The 20,873-nt window shown below is 39.9% G+C and carries 17 protein-coding genes; 9 read left to right on the top strand and 8 right to left on the bottom strand.

The features are described 5' to 3' along the window. Positions 1-74: 74 nt before the first annotated feature. Together C9J51_RS18255 and C9J51_RS18250 are read left to right on the top strand one after the other, a co-directional pair. Positions 75-497 (top strand): universal stress protein, encoded by a 423-nt coding sequence (locus tag C9J51_RS18255; RefSeq protein ID WP_045038467.1) that lies wholly within the window; start codon positions 75-77, stop codon positions 495-497. A 136-nt stretch (positions 498-633) separates the two neighbouring features. Continuing rightward, on the top strand, positions 634-1,521 hold the full coding sequence (locus tag C9J51_RS18250) for a carboxylate/amino acid/amine transporter (protein WP_045039803.1): 888 nt from the start codon (positions 634-636) through the stop codon (positions 1,519-1,521). Between the two features lie 47 nt (positions 1,522-1,568). On the opposite strand, the gene fre is transcribed toward C9J51_RS18250, so the two are convergent. From fre to trxA, 5 genes are all read right to left on the bottom strand, one after another. Next, positions 1,569-2,279 carry an NAD(P)H-flavin reductase gene (fre, locus tag C9J51_RS18245; RefSeq protein ID WP_045038465.1) on the bottom strand — a complete coding sequence of 237 codons (711 nt, stop codon included), beginning with the start codon at positions 2,277-2,279 and terminating at the stop codon, positions 1,569-1,571. A 9-nt stretch (positions 2,280-2,288) separates the two neighbouring features. Then, complete coding sequence (locus C9J51_RS18240) at positions 2,289-2,552, bottom strand: 2Fe-2S iron-sulfur cluster-binding protein (protein ID WP_045038464.1); 264 nt, start codon at positions 2,550-2,552, stop codon at positions 2,289-2,291. An 87-nt stretch (positions 2,553-2,639) separates the two neighbouring features. After that, positions 2,640-4,502 carry a 4-hydroxy-3-polyprenylbenzoate decarboxylase gene (gene ubiD, locus C9J51_RS18235; RefSeq protein ID WP_107275265.1) on the bottom strand — a complete coding sequence of 621 codons (1,863 nt, stop codon included), beginning with the start codon at positions 4,500-4,502 and terminating at the stop codon, positions 2,640-2,642. Positions 4,503-4,739: 237 nt separating this feature from the next. Beyond that, the gene (gene rho, locus C9J51_RS18230; RefSeq protein ID WP_045038462.1) at positions 4,740-6,005 is read right to left on the bottom strand and encodes a transcription termination factor Rho; all 1,266 of its coding nucleotides are present in this window, start codon (positions 6,003-6,005) and stop codon (positions 4,740-4,742) included. A 197-nt stretch (positions 6,006-6,202) separates the two neighbouring features. Further along, on the bottom strand, positions 6,203-6,529 hold the full coding sequence (gene trxA, locus C9J51_RS18225; RefSeq protein ID WP_045032077.1) for a thioredoxin TrxA: 327 nt from the start codon (positions 6,527-6,529) through the stop codon (positions 6,203-6,205). Positions 6,530-6,641: 112 nt separating this feature from the next. Between trxA and rhlB the strand changes: the two genes are divergently transcribed. Together rhlB and gppA are read left to right on the top strand one after the other, a co-directional pair. Then, positions 6,642-7,952: an ATP-dependent RNA helicase RhlB gene (rhlB, locus tag C9J51_RS18220; protein ID WP_045032079.1), complete on the top strand. Its 1,311-nt coding sequence runs from the start codon at positions 6,642-6,644 to the stop codon at positions 7,950-7,952. A 19-nt stretch (positions 7,953-7,971) separates the two neighbouring features. After that, positions 7,972-9,462 carry a guanosine-5'-triphosphate,3'-diphosphate diphosphatase gene (gene gppA / locus C9J51_RS18215; RefSeq protein WP_107275264.1) on the top strand — a complete coding sequence of 497 codons (1,491 nt, stop codon included), beginning with the start codon at positions 7,972-7,974 and terminating at the stop codon, positions 9,460-9,462. 105 nt (positions 9,463-9,567) lie between these two features. On the opposite strand, the gene prlC is transcribed toward gppA, so the two are convergent. Continuing rightward, the gene (gene prlC, locus C9J51_RS18210; RefSeq protein WP_045039804.1) at positions 9,568-11,610 is read right to left on the bottom strand and encodes an oligopeptidase A; all 2,043 of its coding nucleotides are present in this window, start codon (positions 11,608-11,610) and stop codon (positions 9,568-9,570) included. Between the two features lie 213 nt (positions 11,611-11,823). Here prlC and C9J51_RS18205 point away from each other — a divergent pair, with 213 nt between their 5' ends. The 3 genes from C9J51_RS18205 to C9J51_RS18195 all read left to right on the top strand — a co-directional run bounded on the left by C9J51_RS18205 (position 11,824) and on the right by C9J51_RS18195 (position 15,964). Next, complete coding sequence (locus C9J51_RS18205; RefSeq protein WP_045039805.1) at positions 11,824-12,663, top strand: 23S rRNA (adenine(2030)-N(6))-methyltransferase RlmJ; 840 nt, start codon at positions 11,824-11,826, stop codon at positions 12,661-12,663. A 199-nt stretch (positions 12,664-12,862) separates the two neighbouring features. Then, positions 12,863-14,218 (top strand): glutathione-disulfide reductase, encoded by a 1,356-nt coding sequence (gene gorA / locus C9J51_RS18200; protein WP_045039806.1) that lies wholly within the window; start codon positions 12,863-12,865, stop codon positions 14,216-14,218. A 300-nt stretch (positions 14,219-14,518) separates the two neighbouring features. Continuing rightward, positions 14,519-15,964, top strand: a complete 1,446-nt coding sequence (locus tag C9J51_RS18195) for an EAL domain-containing protein (RefSeq protein WP_107275263.1) — start codon at positions 14,519-14,521, stop codon at positions 15,962-15,964. A gap of 101 nt (positions 15,965-16,065) precedes the next feature. On the opposite strand, the gene C9J51_RS18190 is transcribed toward C9J51_RS18195, so the two are convergent. Further along, positions 16,066-16,656, bottom strand: a complete 591-nt coding sequence (locus C9J51_RS18190; protein ID WP_045038455.1) for a hypothetical protein — start codon at positions 16,654-16,656, stop codon at positions 16,066-16,068. Positions 16,657-16,872: 216 nt separating this feature from the next. Then, positions 16,873-17,265, bottom strand: coding sequence for a hypothetical protein (locus C9J51_RS18185; protein WP_045038454.1), 393 nt, complete (start codon positions 17,263-17,265; stop codon positions 16,873-16,875). Positions 17,266-17,838: 573 nt separating this feature from the next. Between C9J51_RS18185 and C9J51_RS18180 the strand changes: the two genes are divergently transcribed. Together C9J51_RS18180 and C9J51_RS18175 are read left to right on the top strand one after the other, a co-directional pair. After that, complete coding sequence (locus C9J51_RS18180) at positions 17,839-19,203, top strand: YjiH family protein (protein ID WP_045038453.1); 1,365 nt, start codon at positions 17,839-17,841, stop codon at positions 19,201-19,203. 245 nt (positions 19,204-19,448) lie between these two features. Next, positions 19,449-20,846, top strand: a complete 1,398-nt coding sequence (locus C9J51_RS18175; protein WP_045039809.1) for a hypothetical protein — start codon at positions 19,449-19,451, stop codon at positions 20,844-20,846. The last annotated feature ends 27 nt before the right edge of the window (positions 20,847-20,873 follow it).

Genomic DNA, 20,873 nt, shown 5'->3' with positions numbered 1-20,873 from the left:
CGATCTAAACGATATTTTTAAGTGTAGACCAGTGCTAACATAGACCATTATTATATGGCTATGGAATGTAAGTGATGGTTTATAAACATATTATCGCTGCTATCGATCTGTCTGAAGATAGCGCTTATCTCGTCAATAAAGCCGCCAAATTAGCACAATCATTAGGTGCTAAACTATCACTGGTCCACATCGATGTTGACTATGCTGATCTTTACACTGGTTTAATTGATATTAACTTAGCAGAAATGCACGAACGTGCTGAAAATGATGCTCAAACTCGATTACATGAACTTGCCAATAATGCGGGTTATCCTGTTGCTCACACCTTAGTGGGTAGTGGTGATTTAAGTGAAGAGATTTGTAGTACAATCAAAGATCTTAACGTTGATTTAGTGATTTGTGGTCATCATCAAGATTTTTGGAGTAAGATTTTATCATCAACGCGTCAACTTATTAGTCGCACTCCCGTTGATTTATTAATCGTACCACTAAAATAAATCACCATCGATATAGCAGTCGTTGTCATAACGACTGCTGATCATCGCTATTATTCCGTACCATTATTATCATATTCTTCACTCTGCAATTTAGTTACACTGCTAGCACCCCCTCTCAATACACCCTTTTATCACAATGAAATACTTATCTGTAATAACCCTGTTATGGGCATTTTCGTTCAGCTTAATTGGCGTTTATCTTGCGGGCCAAGTCGATGCTTGGTTTTCAGTATTAACCCGCGTTTGTTTAGCTGCAGTGGTTTTTTTACCGTTTTTACGCACCAAACATCTACACCCAAAGCTTGCTCTCAAATTAATGGTTGTCGGCGCATTTCAGTTAGGGTTGATGTATTGTTTTTATTATCAATCGTTCTTGTATCTAACCGTACCAGAAGTGTTGCTGTTCACTATTTTCACTCCGATTTATGTCACCCTTATTTATGACGCATTACATAAACAATTCTCGCCATGGTATTTACTGAGTGCGGTGATCGCGGTCATTGGAGCCGCAGTAATTAAATTTGAAGGGATCAATCAACACTTCATTATTGGATTTTTCATTGTTCAAGGCGCTAACCTATGCTTTGCGATTGGTCAGGTTGGCTATAAACGCATTATTGAACAAGAACAAACGAATATTCCACAGCATACGGTCTTTGGCTGGTTTTATTTAGGGGCAGTTTGCGTGGCAGTGCCGATGTATTTATTGTTTGGTAATAGTGCCAAATTACCCACAACATCATTACAGTGGGGAATTTTAACCTACCTCGGTGTGATTGCTTCTGGATTAGGGTATTTCATTTGGAACAAAGGCGCGACAATGGTCAATGCTGGCGCGTTAGCAATAATGAATAACGCCTTAGTCCCCGCAGGGCTAATCGTTAATATTGTGATCTGGAACCACGATGTGGATTACTCACGATTAATTATTGGTGGCGGGATTATTTTATTATCATTATGGTTTAACGAAACATGGGTTAAACAAAAGGTTGCGACCCAAAGAGAATTATCCATCAAAAAATAGTCACAAAAAAGGCGCGACTATCGCGCCTTTCTCATGCGGTTTAGTCGTTAAATAAACGCAAACGCATCAGCAAACATATGATCGCGTAATGCACCTTTTTCAGTACAGAAACGTTCACGGGCCGCGCCCGCCATTTCAAAACGACCACAAACATAAATGTCATACGCAGATAAGCTAATAAAATCGTCAGCAACCGCATCAAGCACATTACCAACCTTACCCTGCCAACCTTCAGCTGCGGTTTCAACCACGGGTACATAGCTAATATTGGGGTACTGCTGGGCTAATGCCTCCATTTCAGCGTTAGCATACAACTGACACACATCACGCCCTCCCCAATAAATAAATATCGGCTGAGTTAAACCACGACTAATACAATTATCAACCATACTGCGAATATAAGAGAACCCCGTTCCACCAGCAATCATTAGCAATGGACGCTGACTTTCATGGCGTAACCAAGCTTCACCATGCGCAGCTTCAACCGTCACTGTTTGGTGAGAAACTAATGCGTTCTTCATCGTCTCAACCACTTCTAGTGCATAAGCATTATGTTCAGCAGCACCAATATGAAGCTCAAGCTCACCTTGACGACAAGGGCTACTAGCAATTGAGAATGGACGTTTATCTTGCTCACCCATCACCGCTAATAAATATTGACCCGCTTTAAAATCGAGGGCTTGTAATGGCGTTAATAAAATACGGTATGTATTACATGCCAACGGTTCAACTGACTTTACTTCACATTGGATAGACATGGTTTTCCTCTAGTCTAACGATAACACCAAGTCGCTTTCCACTCTCGCAAGACAAGCAAAGATCCAGCCTTGTGCCTGCTCTTGTGGCGTTAACATCGGCTCAAGCTCATAGCTTATTTGACCTTGTTGTTTACGACACAAACACATCGCACAAGCACCCACTTGGCAACGGTTAGGGAAAGCAATACCTGCGTCGAGCGCTGCTTGTAGTACGGTTTGCTGCGGGCTAGCAGTAAACGTAATGTTATTGGGCAACAGGCGTACTTGGTACATAAAAAACTCTCAATTCAATGACAATAATTATCATTGAAACATAAAAATATCAGGCTAATGAGTGTGACTCAAGGCCATCTTCGGCGATCAGTTATTGATCGCTAATTGAGTCCACATTGCATCAACCTGCGCCACTATCTGTGGATCTTTAACGATTGGAGTACCCCACTCACGGTGGGTTTCTACGCCAATTTTATTGGTTGCATCCAAACCAATTTTCGAACAATGCGTTGCTGTTGCGGCAATTAATACCGTATCACGGCTTGGATCCATTCGAGTCGTCACCGCCCAAATAACATCGTTCCAATCGCGTACATTAACGTCACCATCACACACAATCACAAACTTAGCATCGATAAATTGATTCAAAAATTCCCAGACACCAGTCATCACTTGCTCGGCTTCACCCGCGATGGTTTTATTCATACTTACGATTGCCATGCTGTAATCAGCAGCTTCAGGTGGTAGATAACAATCAATAATAGCGGGAAATTGTAACGTCAAAGCGACAATCCCAGCCTCAATATCAAATTCAGTTGTTATTGGTGACGAGATCGTTGTCGTATTTGCCAATTCAGCCGGCCATTTAATGGTGGCGTCAATTCCCATTTTTGAACCTAAACCCACGACGGGTGAGGCAAAATCCAGAGAATCAATCGGAGTGTTATCAATAAATAGGCTATCTCGCACCGGATCCATTCGCGTCGTCATCGCATGAATCACGCTCTGCCAATCACGCGCATTAACGTCATCATCACACACGATAACAAACTTGGTATACATGAACTGACGTAAGAATGACCACACCCCCATCATCACCCGCTTAGCATGACCGGGATATTGCTTCTTCATTGTTACCACGGCCATACGGTAAGAACACCCTTCTGGCGGCAGATAAAAATCGACAATTTCAGGAAACTGTTTATGTAAAATCGGCACAAAGACTTCGTTTAATGCCACCCCAAGCACTGCGGGTTCATCCGGTGGACGCCCGGTATAGGTACTATGATAAATCGGATCGTTACGCATCGTAATATGAGTAATGGTAAACACATGATGGCGTTCAACCTCATTGTAATAGCCGGTATGATCGCCATAAGGACCTTCATCAGCATATTCTTCAGGGTCAATATAGCCTTCCATGACAATTTCAGCACTGGCTGGTACTTGTAAGTCGTTACTGATGCTTTTAACCACCTCAGTACGACTACCACGCAATAAACCAGCAAACGCATATTCAGACAGCGTGTCAGGCACAGGGGTTACTGCACCAAGCACAGTGGCAGGATCCGCCCCAAAAGCAACCGTGACAGGAAACTTTTCACCCGGGTGGGCTTCACACCATTCACGCATATCTAACGCGCCACCACGATGTGCTAACCAACGCATGATGACTTTATTTTTGGCAATTTTTTGCTGACGATAAATACCAAGATTTTGGCGTTTTTTATTGGGACCACGGGTAATAGTTAAACCCCATGTTAGCAACGGTGCGACATCACCAGCCCAACAACTCATGACCGGGATTTTATCTAAATCAACCTCATCACCTTGCCAGATGATTTGTTGGCAAGGCGCTTTACGCAATACTTTAGTAGGCATATTAAGCACTTGCTTAAACACCGGAATCTTATTGATCGCATCTCGCAAACCATGCGGTGACTCGGGCTCTTTTAAATACGCTAACCATTCTCCAACTTCGCGTAACTGCTTAACATTATCGCGCCCCATTCCCATTGCGACTCGCTCAGGGGTACCAAACAAGTTGGTCAGTACAGGCATGTCATAACCGACAGGATTTTCAAACAGTAATGCTGGACCGCCCGCACGCAAAGTACGATCGCAAATTTCCGTCATTTCCTGATTAGGATCAACCGGCTGTTGAATACGCTGCAATTGCCCTTGTTGTTCTAAATAGGCAATAAAGTCACGTAGATCCTTGTATTTCATAGCGGCTACCTGTAGCTAAACTAAGTCAAACCAGCATTGCTGCCATTAACTTAATGAGAATGATTTTTGCTAGTATAACCAGTTGTGCAGAGGAAAACACCCGTCGACCACAAAAAGAAAATACCCGTTTAAATTCTGTGGGTTAACCCCATCATGTTAGGTATGAGGTTTGGATTTCAGCCAAAAAAAAACGCCACTCGAAAGTGACGTTTTTAATTCAATAACCGCTTAAATTAATTATGATTTCTGACGACGCATTGCGTCAAAGAACTCTTCATTAGTTTTCGTCATTGATAGTTTGTCGATCAAGAATTCCATGCTGTCCGTTTCACTCATTGGGTGAACGATCTTACGCAGGATCCACATTTTCTGTAGCTCATCAGCTTTCGCCAATAATTCTTCACGACGGGTACCTGAACGATTGATATCAATCGCAGGGAAAACACGCTTCTCAGCAATCTTGCGAGAAAGGTGCAGTTCCATGTTACCAGTACCTTTAAATTCTTCGTAGATAACTTCATCCATCTTAGAGCCAGTATCCACTAGCGCTGTTGCGATGATAGTTAAGCTACCGCCTTCTTCTACATTACGTGCAGCACCAAAGAAGCGCTTAGGACGATGAAGGGCGTTAGCATCTACACCACCGGTTAATACTTTACCTGAAGAAGGAATAACGGTGTTATAAGCACGCGCTAGACGCGTAATTGAGTCAAGTAAGATAACAACATCTTTCTTATGCTCAACCAAACGTTTTGCTTTTTCGATGACCATTTCTGCCACTTGTACGTGACGTGAAGCTGGTTCATCAAACGTTGATGCAATGACTTCGCCTTTCACAAGACGTTGCATCTCAGTTACTTCTTCCGGACGCTCATCGATAAGCAATACCATCAACACACATTCTGGGTGGTTGTGAGAAATACTTTGAGCGATATTTTGCAGTAACATTGTTTTACCCGCTTTTGGCGGAGCAACAATTAGACCACGTTGGCCTTTACCGATTGGTGAAGCTAAATCTAGAACACGCGCTGTAATATCTTCAGTTGAGCCATTACCACGTTCCATACGCATACGATCGTTTGCGTGCAGTGGAGTTAGGTTTTCAAAAAGGATTTTATTGCGAGCGTTGTCAGGTTTGTCGTAGTTTACTTCGTTAACTTTTAATAGTGCAAAGTAACGTTCACCGTCTTTCGGTGGACGAATCTTTCCGGCAATGGTATCGCCAGTACGAAGGTTAAAACGACGAATTTGGCTTGGTGATACATAAATATCATCTGGGCCTGCAAGGTAAGAACTGTCTGCGCTACGCAGAAAGCCGAAGCCATCTTGCAAAATCTCTAGAACACCGTCGCCAAAAATATCCTCACCACTCTTCGCGTGTTGCTTAAGAATGGAGAAGATGATGTCCTGCTTACGTAAGCGGGCCAGGTTTTCCAATCCTAAACTTTCGCTAAGTGATACCAACTTAGGAATAGGTTGGCTCTTGAGTTCTGTAAGATTCATAGTGGTGGGTTTCTTGTCTGTCAAAATCGGGGTTCTATATTAGTTGAGATAAGGATGACCAATAGGGTTTGGTCAAGAATTGAACGGAAATGCAATTTCTGTGCATTACGTTAACACTAAATGTTCTACCAGTCTAGCATAGTCGCTAGACCAACCATGCACAACTTAGAAATTGTGTATGGTTGGTATTATATCACTTATAAGTTCGCTTCAAGGAACTCTTTCAGTTGAGTTTTTGATAACGCGCCAACTTTAGTTGCTGCCACTGCGCCATCTTTAAACAGTAATAACGTTGGAATACCACGAATACCAAACTTTGGCGGTGTTGCCGCGTTTTGGTCGATATTTAATTTACCAATCGTTAATTTGCCTTCGTATTCATCAGCGATTTCATCAAGAATCGGGGCAATCATTTTACATGGACCACACCATTCAGCCCAAAAATCAACCAGTACCGGGCCCGCAGCATTGACAACATCAGTATCAAAACTTTCATCGGTAAGCTGCACAATCTTATCGCTCATCTTCCACTCCAACAGTGATTTTGTTAGCTGATATTGAATTAACCAGCAAATCGTTATCCTATTTGAATGGAATACGTTTCGTATTGCAACCCTAAGCTGATATTCTATAGTAATGAAAACGACACATATCACAGAGCAGAAATTTGCCGAACTAGGGTTAAACCCCCTAGTGCTAAAAGGATTGGAAGAGAAAGGGTTTCATTATTGTACCCCGATCCAGGCCTTGGCATTGCCAGTTGTGCTCACTGGCCATGATATCGCGGGACAGGCTCAAACAGGTACGGGTAAGACCCTAGCCTTTCTGACCGCTACTTTTAACTATCTATTGGAGACACCTGCACCAGCAGAGCGTAAAACCAATCAACCGCGGGCGATCATTATGGCGCCAACGCGTGAGTTGGCGATCCAAATTTTCAATGATGCGTCATCGCTACTTGCAAGCACTGGCCTTAAAGCTGGCCTTGCTTACGGCGGTGAACCTTATGAAAAACAAAAACAAGTGTTTGACGAAGGCGTTGATATTTTAATCGGTACTTGTGGCCGTATTATCGACTTCTATAAGCAACGCGTTATCGACCTTGCCAGCATTCAAGTCGTAGTACTTGATGAAGCCGATCGTATGTTCGACTTAGGGTTTATTAAAGATATCCGTTTCTTGTTCCGCCGTATGCCTGAACCTAAAGCGCGTTTAAACATGCTGTTCTCAGCAACGTTATCATACCGCGTTAAAGAACTTGCATTTGAGCATATGAATAGCCCAGAAAGTGTTGTAGTTGAACCTGCACAAAAAACAGGTCACCGCATTCAAGAAGAGTTGTTCTACCCATCAAACCAAGAAAAAATGCGTTTATTACAAACGTTAATTGAAGAAGAATGGCCAGATCGTGCGATTATTTTCGCTAACACTAAGCATCGTTGTGAAGATGTTTGGGGTCATTTAGCCGCTGATGGTCATCGCGTAGGTCTACTTAACGGTGATGTTCCACAGAAAAAACGTGAGCGTATTCTAGAAGAATTCACCAAAGGTGATATTGATATCCTAGTAGCTACTGATGTCGCTGCTCGTGGTTTACATATCCCAATGGTTACCCACGTATTTAACTACGATCTTCCTGATGACGCTGAAGATTATGTTCACCGTATTGGTCGTACTGGTCGTGCTGGTGAAAGTGGTCATTCAATCAGTTTCGCTTGTGAAGAATACGCGATTAACCTACCTGCGATTGAGACTTACATTGAGCATGGTATTCCACAATCAAAGTATGACTCTGATGCTCTGTTAGATGATTTACCTGCGCCAATTCGCTTACAGCGTACTCCGCGTCAAGGTGGTCGTCGTAATAACCAGCGTCAAGGTCAAGGCCAGGGGCAATCTCGTCAGCGTAATAATCGCCGTCGTCCGCCACAAAACAAACCAGCATAAAATAAGTTAAAGTATCTCTATGGAAAGAAATTCAGTATCACCGCTTTATGCCGCTATTGATCTAGGTTCGAACAGTTTTCATATGTGGGTTGTTCGTGAAGTCAATGGCAGCGTGCAAACACTGGCTAAAATTAAACGAAAAGTACGTTTAGCTGCAGGTTTGAACAATCAAAACGAACTCAGTCAAGAAGCCATTCAACGTGGCCTTGAGTGTTTGACAATATTTGCCGAACGTTTGCAAGATATCAAACCTGATCATATTCGCATTGTCGGCACTGCCGCTTTGCGTACAGCGGTTAATGCTAACGAATTTCTTTCCCAAGCTCACAGTATACTTGGGTATCCTGTAAGCGTGATAGCGGGCGAAGAAGAAGCACGCATTATCTATCAAGGGGTAGCGCATACCTCTGGGGGCAGCGATAAACGCCTGGTGGTCGATATTGGTGGAGCCAGTACCGAAGTCATTATTGGTGAAGGTTTTGATGCCAGCGCACTGACAAGCCTAAAAATTGGGTGTGTCACTTGGCTAGAGCGTTATTTTAAAGATCGCTACCTAACCTCAGTCAACTTTGATGCTGCTATTAATGGCGCTAAAGATGCGATTGAAACCATTATTGAACGTTACACCCACCAAGGTTGGGAAACCTGTGTTGGCGCAAGCGGCACCGTGCAAGCATTACAAGAAATTATGCTCGCACAAGGCATGGATGAGATTATCACTCTGCCAAAACTTAAGCGCCTTCAACGCCAAGCAATGCAATATGAACGCTTAGAAGACCTTGATATTGAAGGGTTAACATTAGAGCGTGCATTGGTTTTCCCAAGTGGACTATCGATCCTAATTGCGCTGTTTGAATCATTAAAAATTGAATCTATGACCCTTGCTGGCGGTGCGCTACGTGAAGGCTTAGTTTATGAAATGATGGATCAAATGCGTCACCACGATGTGTGCTCTCGTACGATTAGTAGCATGCAGCAACGGTTTCAATTAGATCATACCCATGCCGATAACGTCAGCAATATGGCTCTGATGTTATTAGCCCAATGCCCAAACTGGCAATTGGAACCACCGGCTGAAAATTTACTTCAAGCGGCGGCTAAATTACATGAGATTGGCGCTAGCATTGAATTTAAAAAAAGTGGTGAACATGCGGCTTACTTAATTAAGCACATGGACTTACCTGGCTTTACTCGTGCCCAAAAAAATCTCATTGCTGAACTCTTGCGCCGTCATAACGGCCCATTAACCAGCTTACCAGAGCAACATGCGTTATCAGCACCAAGTGCAGCCCGTTTGCTACGCTTACTACGATTAGCAATTATTTTATGTCATCGCCGAGATCAAACGTGTTTACCTCCATTTAGCTTATGCATGGAAGATAACAAATTGACGTTATTATTATCGGCTAAATGGTTGATCAATAATCCATTAACTCGTAGTGAACTAATCCAAGAAGCCACCCGCCAAACAGATATGGGCTGGCCAATGGCAATAACGGTACAAGACTGATACACCAAATAATTTAGCTAAGTGGATCATCCTCTTAGCACTACGATCAAAAAAGGCTCCCCAAGGAGCCTTTTTTATTAATCTGACCTTCGCAATTAACGCGTCTTAGCCAGTAATACCACTGTGACGCAACATTGCATCTAATTGTGGCTCACGGCCACGGAAACGTTTAAACAATTCCATTGGCTCTTCACTGCCGCCTTTTTCTAAGACACACGTCAGGAAGTCGTTACCTGTTTGCGTATTAAAAATACCTTCTTCTTCAAAACGAGAGAATGCATCAGCTGACAATAATTCTGCCCACAAGTAACTGTAATAACCTGCGCTATAACCACCGGCAAAAATATGACTAAAGCTATGTGGGAAACGCCCCCATTCAGGACTAGGCACTACCGACACTTTATCTTTAACTGCAAACAAGGTTTCTAACACTTGAGCACCAACTTGTGGATCGTAGTTAGTGTATAAACTGAAATCGAATAAACCAAATTCAAGCTGACGCAAAATAAACATCGCAGATTGGAAATTTTTAGCCGCTAACATTTTATCTAGCATCGCTTTAGGCAATGGTTCACCGGTTTGGTAATGACCAGAAATAAACGCTAACGCTTCTTCCTGCCAACACCAATTTTCTAAAAATTGACTTGGTAATTCAACCGCATCCCACGGCACACCATTAATACCCGATACCGCAGCGACATCAATTTGAGTTAGCATATGGTGAATACCATGCCCTGTTTCATGGAACAAGGTTGTAACTTCGTTATGCGTAAACAATGCAGGTTGATCGCCAACAGGACGATTAAAGTTACAGGTTAAATACGCGACAGGGGTTTGCAAGCTACCATCAATGCGCGTACGGCGAACCATACACTCATCCATCCATGCGCCACCACGTTTATGTTCACGGGCATATAAATCTAAATAGAAACTACCACGCAACGAGCCTTTAGCATCAAAGATGTCATAGAAGGTCACCGATTCATGCCACACTTGCACCCCATGGCGCTGTTTTATTTCAAGCCCAAACACACGGTTTAGCACTTCAAATAATCCCGCAACCACTTTTTGCTCAGGGAAATATGGTCGTAATTCTTCATCAGAAATACTGTAACGATGTTGCTTTAATTTTTCAGAATAAAAAGCGAAATCCCACGGTTCAAGCTGTTCAACCTTAAATTCATTACGCGCATAGTCGCGCAACTCTGCCACTTCACGCTCACCTTGTGGCTTGGCGCGATCAGCTAAGTCATTTAAAAAGCCCAGTACTTGGTCAGTCGATTGTGCCATCTTAGTTGCCAGTGATTTCTCACCGTAGCTGCTAAAACCTAATAACAATGCAACTTCATGACTCAATTTTAGTTTTTCAGCAATGATGTCAGTATTATCAAACTCGCCCGCATTTGGACCTTGATCTGACGCTCGAGTACTAAATGCTTGATACATTTCAGCGCGTAACTCACGGTTATCACAGTACGTCATCACAGGTAGGTATGAAGGAATATCTAACGTAAATAGATAGCCTTGCTCATCTTTAGCTTGTGCATTCGCTTGTGCTGCTTGCAATGCGGATTCTGGTAGGCCGCGAAGTTGCTCAACATCAGTGATCACTTTGCTCCACGCCATAGTGGCATCGAGTACATTATTACTAAAGGTTGAGGCTAGTTCAGATAAACGTTTACTGATCTCACCAAAGCGTTGTTGTTGCTCAGCAGGTAAACCAATACCAGAAAGCTCAAACTCTTTCAGGGCATCAGTAACCGATTTTTGTTGGGCTTGACTTAAATCAGCAAAATCATCACTGGCTTGAATCATCTTATACGCATCATAAAGGCCTTTATGTTGTCCAACCCACGTCGCGTAATCTGATAATAACGGTAAGCAACTTTCATACGCTTGGCGTAACTCAGGGCTATTTTTCACCCCATTAAGATGCCCTACTGGTGACCAAATACGACCTAAACGATCATCTAACTCTGCCAATGGACGACAAATCGTATTCCACGTCGGCATTTGAAATTGAGATAACACAGCTTCAACGTTGTTTCGACAATCAGTGATTGCTTGTTCAACCGCAGGTTTAATGTGCTCAGGCTTAATATGAGCAAACGGTGGCAAATCAGTCATCGTCAATAATGGGTTAGACATACACTTTTCCTTTATTTTTATCTTCTTATTAACATGCGCCCGCAATAGTTAAATTTCAATCCTTTGATCAGTTTAGGGTCTAAAAAGGTTTAAATCGCCTATTTAAGCCATATTGATAATCGCAAAGGTGGGCTCTATGGTTGGATATTGGTGAATAATTGACGATAATAGCAGTTAGCATCCCTGCTTTAGATACCGATAGAGACTAATTTCATGCTGAGTTATCGCCACAGCTTTCACGCTGGCAACCACGCAGACGTGGTTAAACACATTGTTCAAAGCTTAATTCTGGATGCACTCAAGCAGAAAGATAAACCATTCGTGTATCACGATACTCACTCAGGTGTTGGTCGCTATGATCTTCAAGATGAGCGCAGCGAAAAAACCGGAGAGTTTAAGCAAGGTATCGCCCGCATTTGGTCACGCGACGATATCCCGACAGAAATCACCGCTTATATTGATGCCATTAAAGCCCTTAATGACACGGATGAATTGCGTTATTACCCCGGCTCACCCAAAGTGGCACGCGCCCAAATCCGCGCACAAGATCGCATGGTATTAACCGAATTACACCCAAGCGATTTTCCATTATTACTGCAAGAATTCCGTGGTGATCGTCGCGTTAAAATGTATCAAGAAGATGCTTTTGCACGTTTAAAAGCAAGCCTACCACCCAAAGAACGCCGTGGAATGGTACTGATTGATCCACCTTATGAGCTTAAACATGAATATCAAGATGTGGTAAAAGCGATTAAGCATAGCCACCAACGTTGGGCGACAGGTACCTATGCAATTTGGTATCCGGTGGTTTACCGCGAAACAATTGATAATATGATTCAAGGTTTGAAAGACTTAAATATTCGCAATATTCTTCAAATTGAACTGGGTGTAGAACCAGATACTGAAGAACGAGGCATGACCGCTTCAGGCATGATTGTAATTAATCCACCATGGAAGTTAGCTACCCAAATGGAGCAAATACTGCCATGGCTACAACAAGCGATAGCACCGAATCATGGCCATCATAAGGTCGAGTGGATCGTACCCGAGTAAACCCTTTCGATTCGCTTTTTACTAAATAAAACAGCTACATTCTGTATGTGGCTGTTACATTCCTTTCGTGACAATCATCATTTTCGATGGTAAAACATTATACTAATCGATTTTTCCGATTTTAAATCCTCGTCACTCAGCCCAATCTTGATTACACTAGGTGACAGTGAATATTCATAACATCTATTGGAGTAAAGTCATGGCGAAGCATTTTGATTATATCTGTATCGGTGGTGGTAGCGGCGGTATTGCATCAGCAAACCGTGCAGCAATGTATGGCGCAAAAGTAGCCATTATTGAAGCAAAAGCCCTTGGTGGCACCTGCGTTAACGTTGGTTGTGTACCTAAGAAAGTAATGTGGCACGGTGCTCAAATCGCTGAAGCTATTCATCTTTACGCTAAAGACTATGGCTTTAATGTTGATGTGAAAGAATTTAGCTGGGCTAAACTGGTTGAAAATCGTGAAGCTTACATCAGCCGCATTCACACTTCGTATGATAATGTACTTGGCAATAATAACGTTGAAGTCATCAATGGCTTTGCGACCTTTGTTGACGCTAAAACTATTGCCGTTAACGGTGAGCATTACACCGCTGATCATATTTTAATTGCCGTTGGCGGTGAGCCATCAATTCCAAATGTACCTGGTGCTGAACATGGTATCGACTCTAACGGATTCTTTAAACTAGTTGAGCAACCAAAGCGTACAGCGATTGTAGGTGCTGGTTATATCGCGGTTGAAATCGCGGGTGTATTAAGTGCACTCGGCACAGATACCCATCTGTTCGTTCGTAAAGAATCACCACTACGTAGCTTTGATCCAATGATTGTTGATACTTTAGTAGAAGTAATGGCAGCTGAAGGCCCAACCCTTCACACCCATTCAATTCCTAAAGAAGTAGTAAAAGAGGCCGATGGTTCTATCACACTTCATTTTGAAGACGGTAAATCACATAACACCGATTTACTGATTTGGGCAATTGGTCGTCACCCAACCACCGACAAAATCAACCTTCAAGCTGCTGGTGTTGAAACCAACGCTCGTGGTTACATCAAAGTTGATCAATACCAACAAACCAATATTGACGGTATTTACTGTGTTGGCGACATCATGGAAGGCGGTATCGAACTAACACCTATTGCTGTTAAAGCTGGTCGTCAATTGTCTGAGCGTTTGTTTAACAACAAGCCTGAAGCAAAAATGGACTACAAACTGGTACCAACAGTGGTATTTAGCCACCCGCCAATTGGTACGATTGGTCTTACAACTCAAGAAGCGATTGATCAATATGGCGAACAAAACGTCAAAGTTTATCAATCAGGCTTTACCTCAATGTACACCGCAGTAACGACTCATCGCCAGCCATGCAAAATGAAACTTGTTTGTGCGGGAGCGGATGAAAAAGTTGTTGGTCTACATGGTATCGGCTATACCGTCGATGAAATGATTCAAGGTTTTGGTGTTGCCATTAAGATGGGCGCAACCAAAGCTGATTTCGATAGCGTTGTTGCTATCCACCCAACAGGTTCAGAAGAATTTGTTACGATGCGATAGTCAGATATCTGACAGTATAAAAAAGGTCGAATTATCGGCCTTTTTTATTTGCACTTAAAAAATAAAAGCGTCTATTTTCACCAAAATACAGATTATAAATACATACATATACATTATAAATTTAATTAAATAACATCATTACCATCAAAAATCACGATTACGAATCCTCAAAAAATAAGTTGAACTCAATTTAAAATATAATTAATTATTGTTATTTAAAATTATTGATATATATAATACATCCACTCGATAACAAATAGGCACAATAAGCATCATGGTGCATTAAATAAAAAGATAACAATGAAAAAAATATATTCCTTTTTTATAATCATATTACTAAGTATTTTATTATCATTATTAATCAGTCATATAGCCATTAGACACATAGAGCGGAAACAAATAAGCAACATCATACAACTATTAGATAACGTTATTTATAAACCTCAATTGCACATTGAACATGAAAGCAACCTAGAGTTAAATAGCAAAGAACAAAACCAGCGTTTTCTAGAAGACATTGAAATAAAATATCCAGAGATAATGGATATTGCCTACATTTATAATGACAAATATCATTATAATAATAGCGGTATTAACAAATCAGTACCTGAATATATAAAACAAATGATCCATAATAATGTAGGGGTTAAATTATTTGATGACCCTTATAATAAAACCAAGACTAATTACATTTTTAAATTTGGATCTGGCTATTATATAATTAACTTCTACTCTATATTATTAAAAAACTTAAGCCATAATATAATAACTAATTTCCTTGTCATTGACTCAAGCTCAATAATACCTAAAGGTCTTTTATATTATAATTTAACGCACAATGCCAAGCACCTTCATTCTGTTATTATTAGTGGCTTAACCATTAAAAAACTTTTAATGATTCTATCTTTTAACTTTATCATATCATTATTCTTGATTAATATTATATCATTCCTCTTATTATCCTATTTTGACAATAATAATATTTTATATCGACGTCTAAAAAAAGCAGCTAACAATAATGAATTCATCCCTTATTTTCAATCTATCTATTCAACAAAGCAACAAAAATTCGTTTCAGCTGAAATCCTATGCCGTTGGAATCATAATGGAATAATTATCCCCCCCGCTGAATTTATCTCTAACTTAGAAAAAACCAATGATATAAAAAGCATTACTTTGAACTTAATAAAAGAGGCATTTAATACACTAAACAAAGCCAATATAAATAAAGATTTCATGCTAAGCTTTAATTTTACTGTATCAATGATTCTTGATGACAAATTCATGCAAAAAGTCGTTACTTTAATTAAAAACAATTCAAGAATAAAAAATAAAATAGTAATAGAATTAACAGAGAGTGAAAATAGTTTTATTTATTTGGATGAAATTAATATTGTAATGAGAAAATTGAAAAAAGAATCCATATTATTATCAATTGATGATATCGGCACTGGATATTCAAATTTACTTACCATTCAAGAGTTACCTTTTGATATAATGAAAATAGACAAATATTTCATTTCAGATAGATTTACAGTATCAAAAAGTAATATGCTTGAAACACTAGCAACATTAGGAAATTCATTAAATCTTACTATCGTTGCTGAAGGTATTGAAACAGAATCAGAGCTAAATAAAGTTAACCAATTCAATATTCACTTATGCCAAGGATTTTATTTTTCTACTCCATGTGATGCAAAGACATTTATAGCAAGAACAAAGTCTGAACCACATTTATACCAATAAGGAAGTTGTATTCAATTCGCCTTTTTCAAAAAACACCTTTCTATAAAAAAACACCACTTAAAAGCGGTGTTTTTTATTTTATCGATGCTTAAAATTGCTTCTTAATGATGATGATGTCCATCATCATGGCTATGACCACAGCTACAACTTGGTGCAATCACAGTTTGAATTGGCGTTAGTGTAATTTGTTCTAATAATTCTTCAGTACTAACCGTATTCAATAAATGCATATTCTCGGCATTAACCGTCATTGGGTCTTTAATTGCACGTTGAATCTGCATAACCTCAATCATTTGTTGAGTAACTGTTTCAGGTAATGATAATTCACGAATAACTTTCAATTCATTGTTACTCGTATCAAGAGCCATCATTGATAATGCCAATGTTGATGTTGTTGGCTGTTGAAAATATTCATTTGGAATAGCTGCTGCATTAAATTGAATATCAAACGCAAGTTCAGCTAACTTAAATACCACCAAGCAACCACCATTTTCAGTTTTCATTAAACCAAATTCTGCGGTAGCTTCTGCCATCATTTGCTGCTCTTCAGCTGTAATGCCCGTTAAACCAATAAAAACGATATTACTCATATCATTACGGAACATCTCAATAACTGCGCCATCACCAGCAACAAACGGATGTTCATCAATGATCTGACCGACATGAAATTGCTGATTTGAATGTACTGCCATGGTGTACCTCATCGTTATTTAAGCTCAATCATTTCAGTCTATACGAAATTAACAAGCATTTATGATATAGATCTATTTTAACCATTACCTTGTGATTAACAATACTATCAAAATCAAAAACACTGTTACCAAACAGTAATGGTTACATTTTAAAGTCATAAAAAAGCCTTAACAATAAGTTAAGGCTATAATTTATAACAATAAAATATTTGTTCTTTATTTTGCAGGAGCGAAGTCTGCTGCTGCTGAACGATGAGCAGTGTAAATAGCTTCACCATCACTCTCAGCATCAAAGATAACCTTAACATCAGGGCTAAATAGAATAACGTCACCTACTTCAGCAACATATTTAGTACCCGCTTCATCACGAACAACAATTTTACCTTTAGTGATCACCTTGTACTCAACAGAATCATAAAAGTATTCAAATTCAACACCAGGAGACATGGTGAAGTGACCAATCGTTAGTGCATTACTGTTAGTAGTTACAGCAACTTCAGCCATATCACTTTTTAAGCCTTCAACTTCAAGTAATTTACTTAAATCATTAAGTTTAAAAGTACCTGATTTGATCAGTGTAATACCTGGCTTAGTTGTTAATGTTGTCATTGGTAGATCCTTATTTTCATATATAAGACCAAAGTTAATACTTTCATCTCATCGAGTATTTGTGATCGCATTACCTTAATAGTAATGAAATCTATTATTGGATTTAGGAGTTACACTAATAAATGTCGGTTTCGCAAAGTTATTCTCATAACCTTAACCTTAACCAAATATTTAATTGAGCATCATCTTTAGTAATGCTTTCTGATGTGATGAAGTCTAACCCATTACCAAAAATCAACAATAGCTTAAAAATATAAAGACTATTACCAAGGGGTAACAATAGCGGTAAATAACCGCCTCATATTTAATAAATACCGTGTCTATTATTAAGACCCGTCATTATTTGCATTGCAATTAACCGCTTCCAGCTAAAACCAGCCCCACTAAAAGAATAAAAAACCTAAATATTCGCATAAATAACCATTTATTTACTTATCAACTATTCCATCTATTCGATAAAAAATGTAATCTTCGATTTCTTATTTATGGCATAATAGTGAATAGTTATTCCAACAAAACCTCGGGGATACCCCCATTAATTCGGCCGTTTCTACCAGTAGGTTATAGACAAATATGCATCAACAAGCAGTAGCACCACCTAAAAACATCCATAATTGGTTAATGTTTATTATCCCATCCTTAGTTGGGGTATTTTTATTTATGGCACCGATTAACTTTAATGGTGACATTACAATTCCCATTGCGATATTAGCCAAAACCATTCAAAGCCATTTTGAAAATTCACTAACATCCATTGTGACCGGGGTGATCACCTTCACCGCTGTAATGTCGATCATAACGAAACTGTTTAAACCGCGTCTTATTCTTCAAAACAGTTTCGTCAATGGCTTATTAAACCCATCACCTATGTGGTTTATTGTGCAGCAATTAGGTGCTATTTTTGCAGTAATGACCTACTTTAGCCTTGGTCCGGTAATGTTTCGTAACGATGCCACCGGTGGCTTAGTTTTAAATGATTTACTGCCAGTATTATTCTCAGTGTTTATTTTTGCGGGTTTATTACTACCACTACTGCTTAATTTTGGCTTACTCGAATTCTTTGGTACTTTATTTACCCGTATCATGCGCCCTATTTTTGGTCTGCCTGGTCGCTCATCTGTTAACTGTATTGCTTCATGGTTAGGTGATGGCTCTGTTGGCGTATTACTGACCAGTAAACAATATGAATCAGGTATGTACACCCAGCGTGAAGCCGCGGTTATTGGAACAACATTCTCAGCAGTATCAATCACTTTCAGCTTAGTTGTTATCGCTCAAGTTAATTTAGAGCATATGTTTGCCCCGTTTTACTTAACCATCTGTTTAGCGGGTTTAGTCGCCGCGATTATCGTGCCACGCTTACCACCGTTATCGCGTAAGAAAAATATCTATATTAATGGCACCACTGAATCATCACATGATGAAACCGTTCCTGAAGGTCATAACATTTTCTCGTACGGACTAGAGCAAGCACTAAAAAAAGCGGCTGAAGTAAAAAGCTTACCTGCAATTCTGCTTGATGGTATTAAAAACGCGGTTGATATGGTGTTTGGCGTCCTGCCGGTTGTGATGGCAATTGGTACCATCGCATTAGTGATCGCTGAGAACACCCCTATTTTTGATTACCTAGGAATGCCATTTATTCCATTCCTTGAATTGCTGCATATTCCAGAAGCAGAAGCAGCCTCAAAAACCATCGTGGTCGGGTTTGCTGATATGTTCTTGCCATCAATTTTGGCATCGACCATTCAAAGTGACATGACCCGCTTTATTATCGCAGCGATGTCAGTGACCCAATTGATTTATATGTCTGAGATTGGCGCGCTATTAATTGGTAGTAAAGTCCCCGTTAAAGCATGGGAGTTATTTGTGATCTTCATTCTGCGTACCTTAGTCACTTTGCCAGTGATTGCGCTAATGGCACATTTGATTTTCTAAATGTTGGTTAACAAAAACTAAATAAAGCGACTATCATGTCGCTTTTTTTATACCCTCCCATCACTCCTAATACCCTCGTTCTATAACCCTAAAATCATTTTATAAGTGTGATCACAATTCCAAAAACTTTATATTCAGCACAAGAATGAAAGCTATATTTTGCATTGTAATTAACTTAAATACCAATAAAATTAGCACCTTATGATTTCATGAAAAATCAGAACTATTTCATTAAGGGTTTATCGATGCAATTCAAGCTTTCTCTTCTAGCAGGTTCTTTACTTTTAGCATTCACATTGACGGGTTGTGGTGGCGGTGATTCTGATACGCCAGAAGCTCCAAATGAAAACACGAAAACCATCACAGTAATTGATGGCTACCTGACAAACGCTGAAGTATGCGTTGATAAAAATGACAATAAACAGTGTGATGATGGTGAGAGCATTGGCTTTACCAATGAAAAAGGACAACTAACAATATCAAAAGAGCTCGCAGCTTACCCTCTACTTGCTAAAGCTGTTGTAGATAAAACTCAAGACAGTGATAGCATTGGCTATGTTGCTAACAGTTACACCATGGGCGCATCAAAAAATATGGATGTTATTACTCCATTTACGACAATGGCTCACAATGACAATATCTCTTTTGATGAACTAGCAAGCCAACTGAACCTTGATAGCAAAACAATTAGCGGCGATTACGTCGTAGATAAAGCAACAAGCGAAGAAGCTATTAAAGCTCACCTAATCGCTCGTTCTCTAACATCAGCGTTACCTGAAGACTTAACTCTGCTTAATAAAGAGCAAATTACTAAAGTTGTTATTGCAGCTCAAAAGACAATCGAAAAGCATGAAAATAGCGGCACTCTAAATGAGTTAGACGATGTACGCGTAGTGATTGATGAAGCAGGTAATATTGAAGAGCAACAACTAGTCAACAATCTACATTCATACCTAATCTCAAAAGATGCATGGTTCCTAGGCAGTATGAATCAAGGTTATATGAGTGATGAAGGCATTCAAAAAGCAACATATAAAGCAGACGGCAGTTCTGAGTGGTTCGATAAAGAAGGGATTTCATCAGGCACAGAACCATTTAAAGTACAAGGCAATCATTTCATTGAAGCAGATGGCTCAAAAGGTGATGAATTCATTTTTACCTCTCCCAACCTAGCTCTAACAGTTGCTTCAGGTGATGGTAATGACCTGTTATTCTGGACTTCTGAAAAACTGGATGACTCATTCACACCAAAGCAACTGACCCCGAAGCAATTTGCGAATAAAACATGGTTCTACGTAGGTGATGATTCAACTACTCATAACCCAGATCCAATGATGGCTGAAATGAAGTTCTCACCATTAGCTGAAAACGGAATCGGTATAGTTACCATTTCAGAAAATGGCGAGTCTTTTGATATTACTTGGCAGCTAAAAGATGTAACGACTGATTTTGGTTCACACAACGTCCTATTTCTAGATTTCCCTGAAGGTGACAAGGATATGGCTGTCATGCAAGTCACCAACGGTAATGGTTTGATGTTAATTTCAGATTTAAATCGTGATTCTGAACTATTTAACCTATTAATTGATAACAAAGAACAAGCAAAAACTATCATTCAAAAATGGGTTAATGCACAAGAATAATCGGTAAATAAAAAGGCGACCACTCGG

The organism is Photobacterium iliopiscarium, assembly GCF_003026395.1.
In the GTDB taxonomy this organism is placed as follows: domain Bacteria; phylum Pseudomonadota; class Gammaproteobacteria; order Enterobacterales; family Vibrionaceae; genus Photobacterium; species Photobacterium iliopiscarium.
This window is presented reverse-complemented; position numbering and strand designations above follow the sequence as displayed.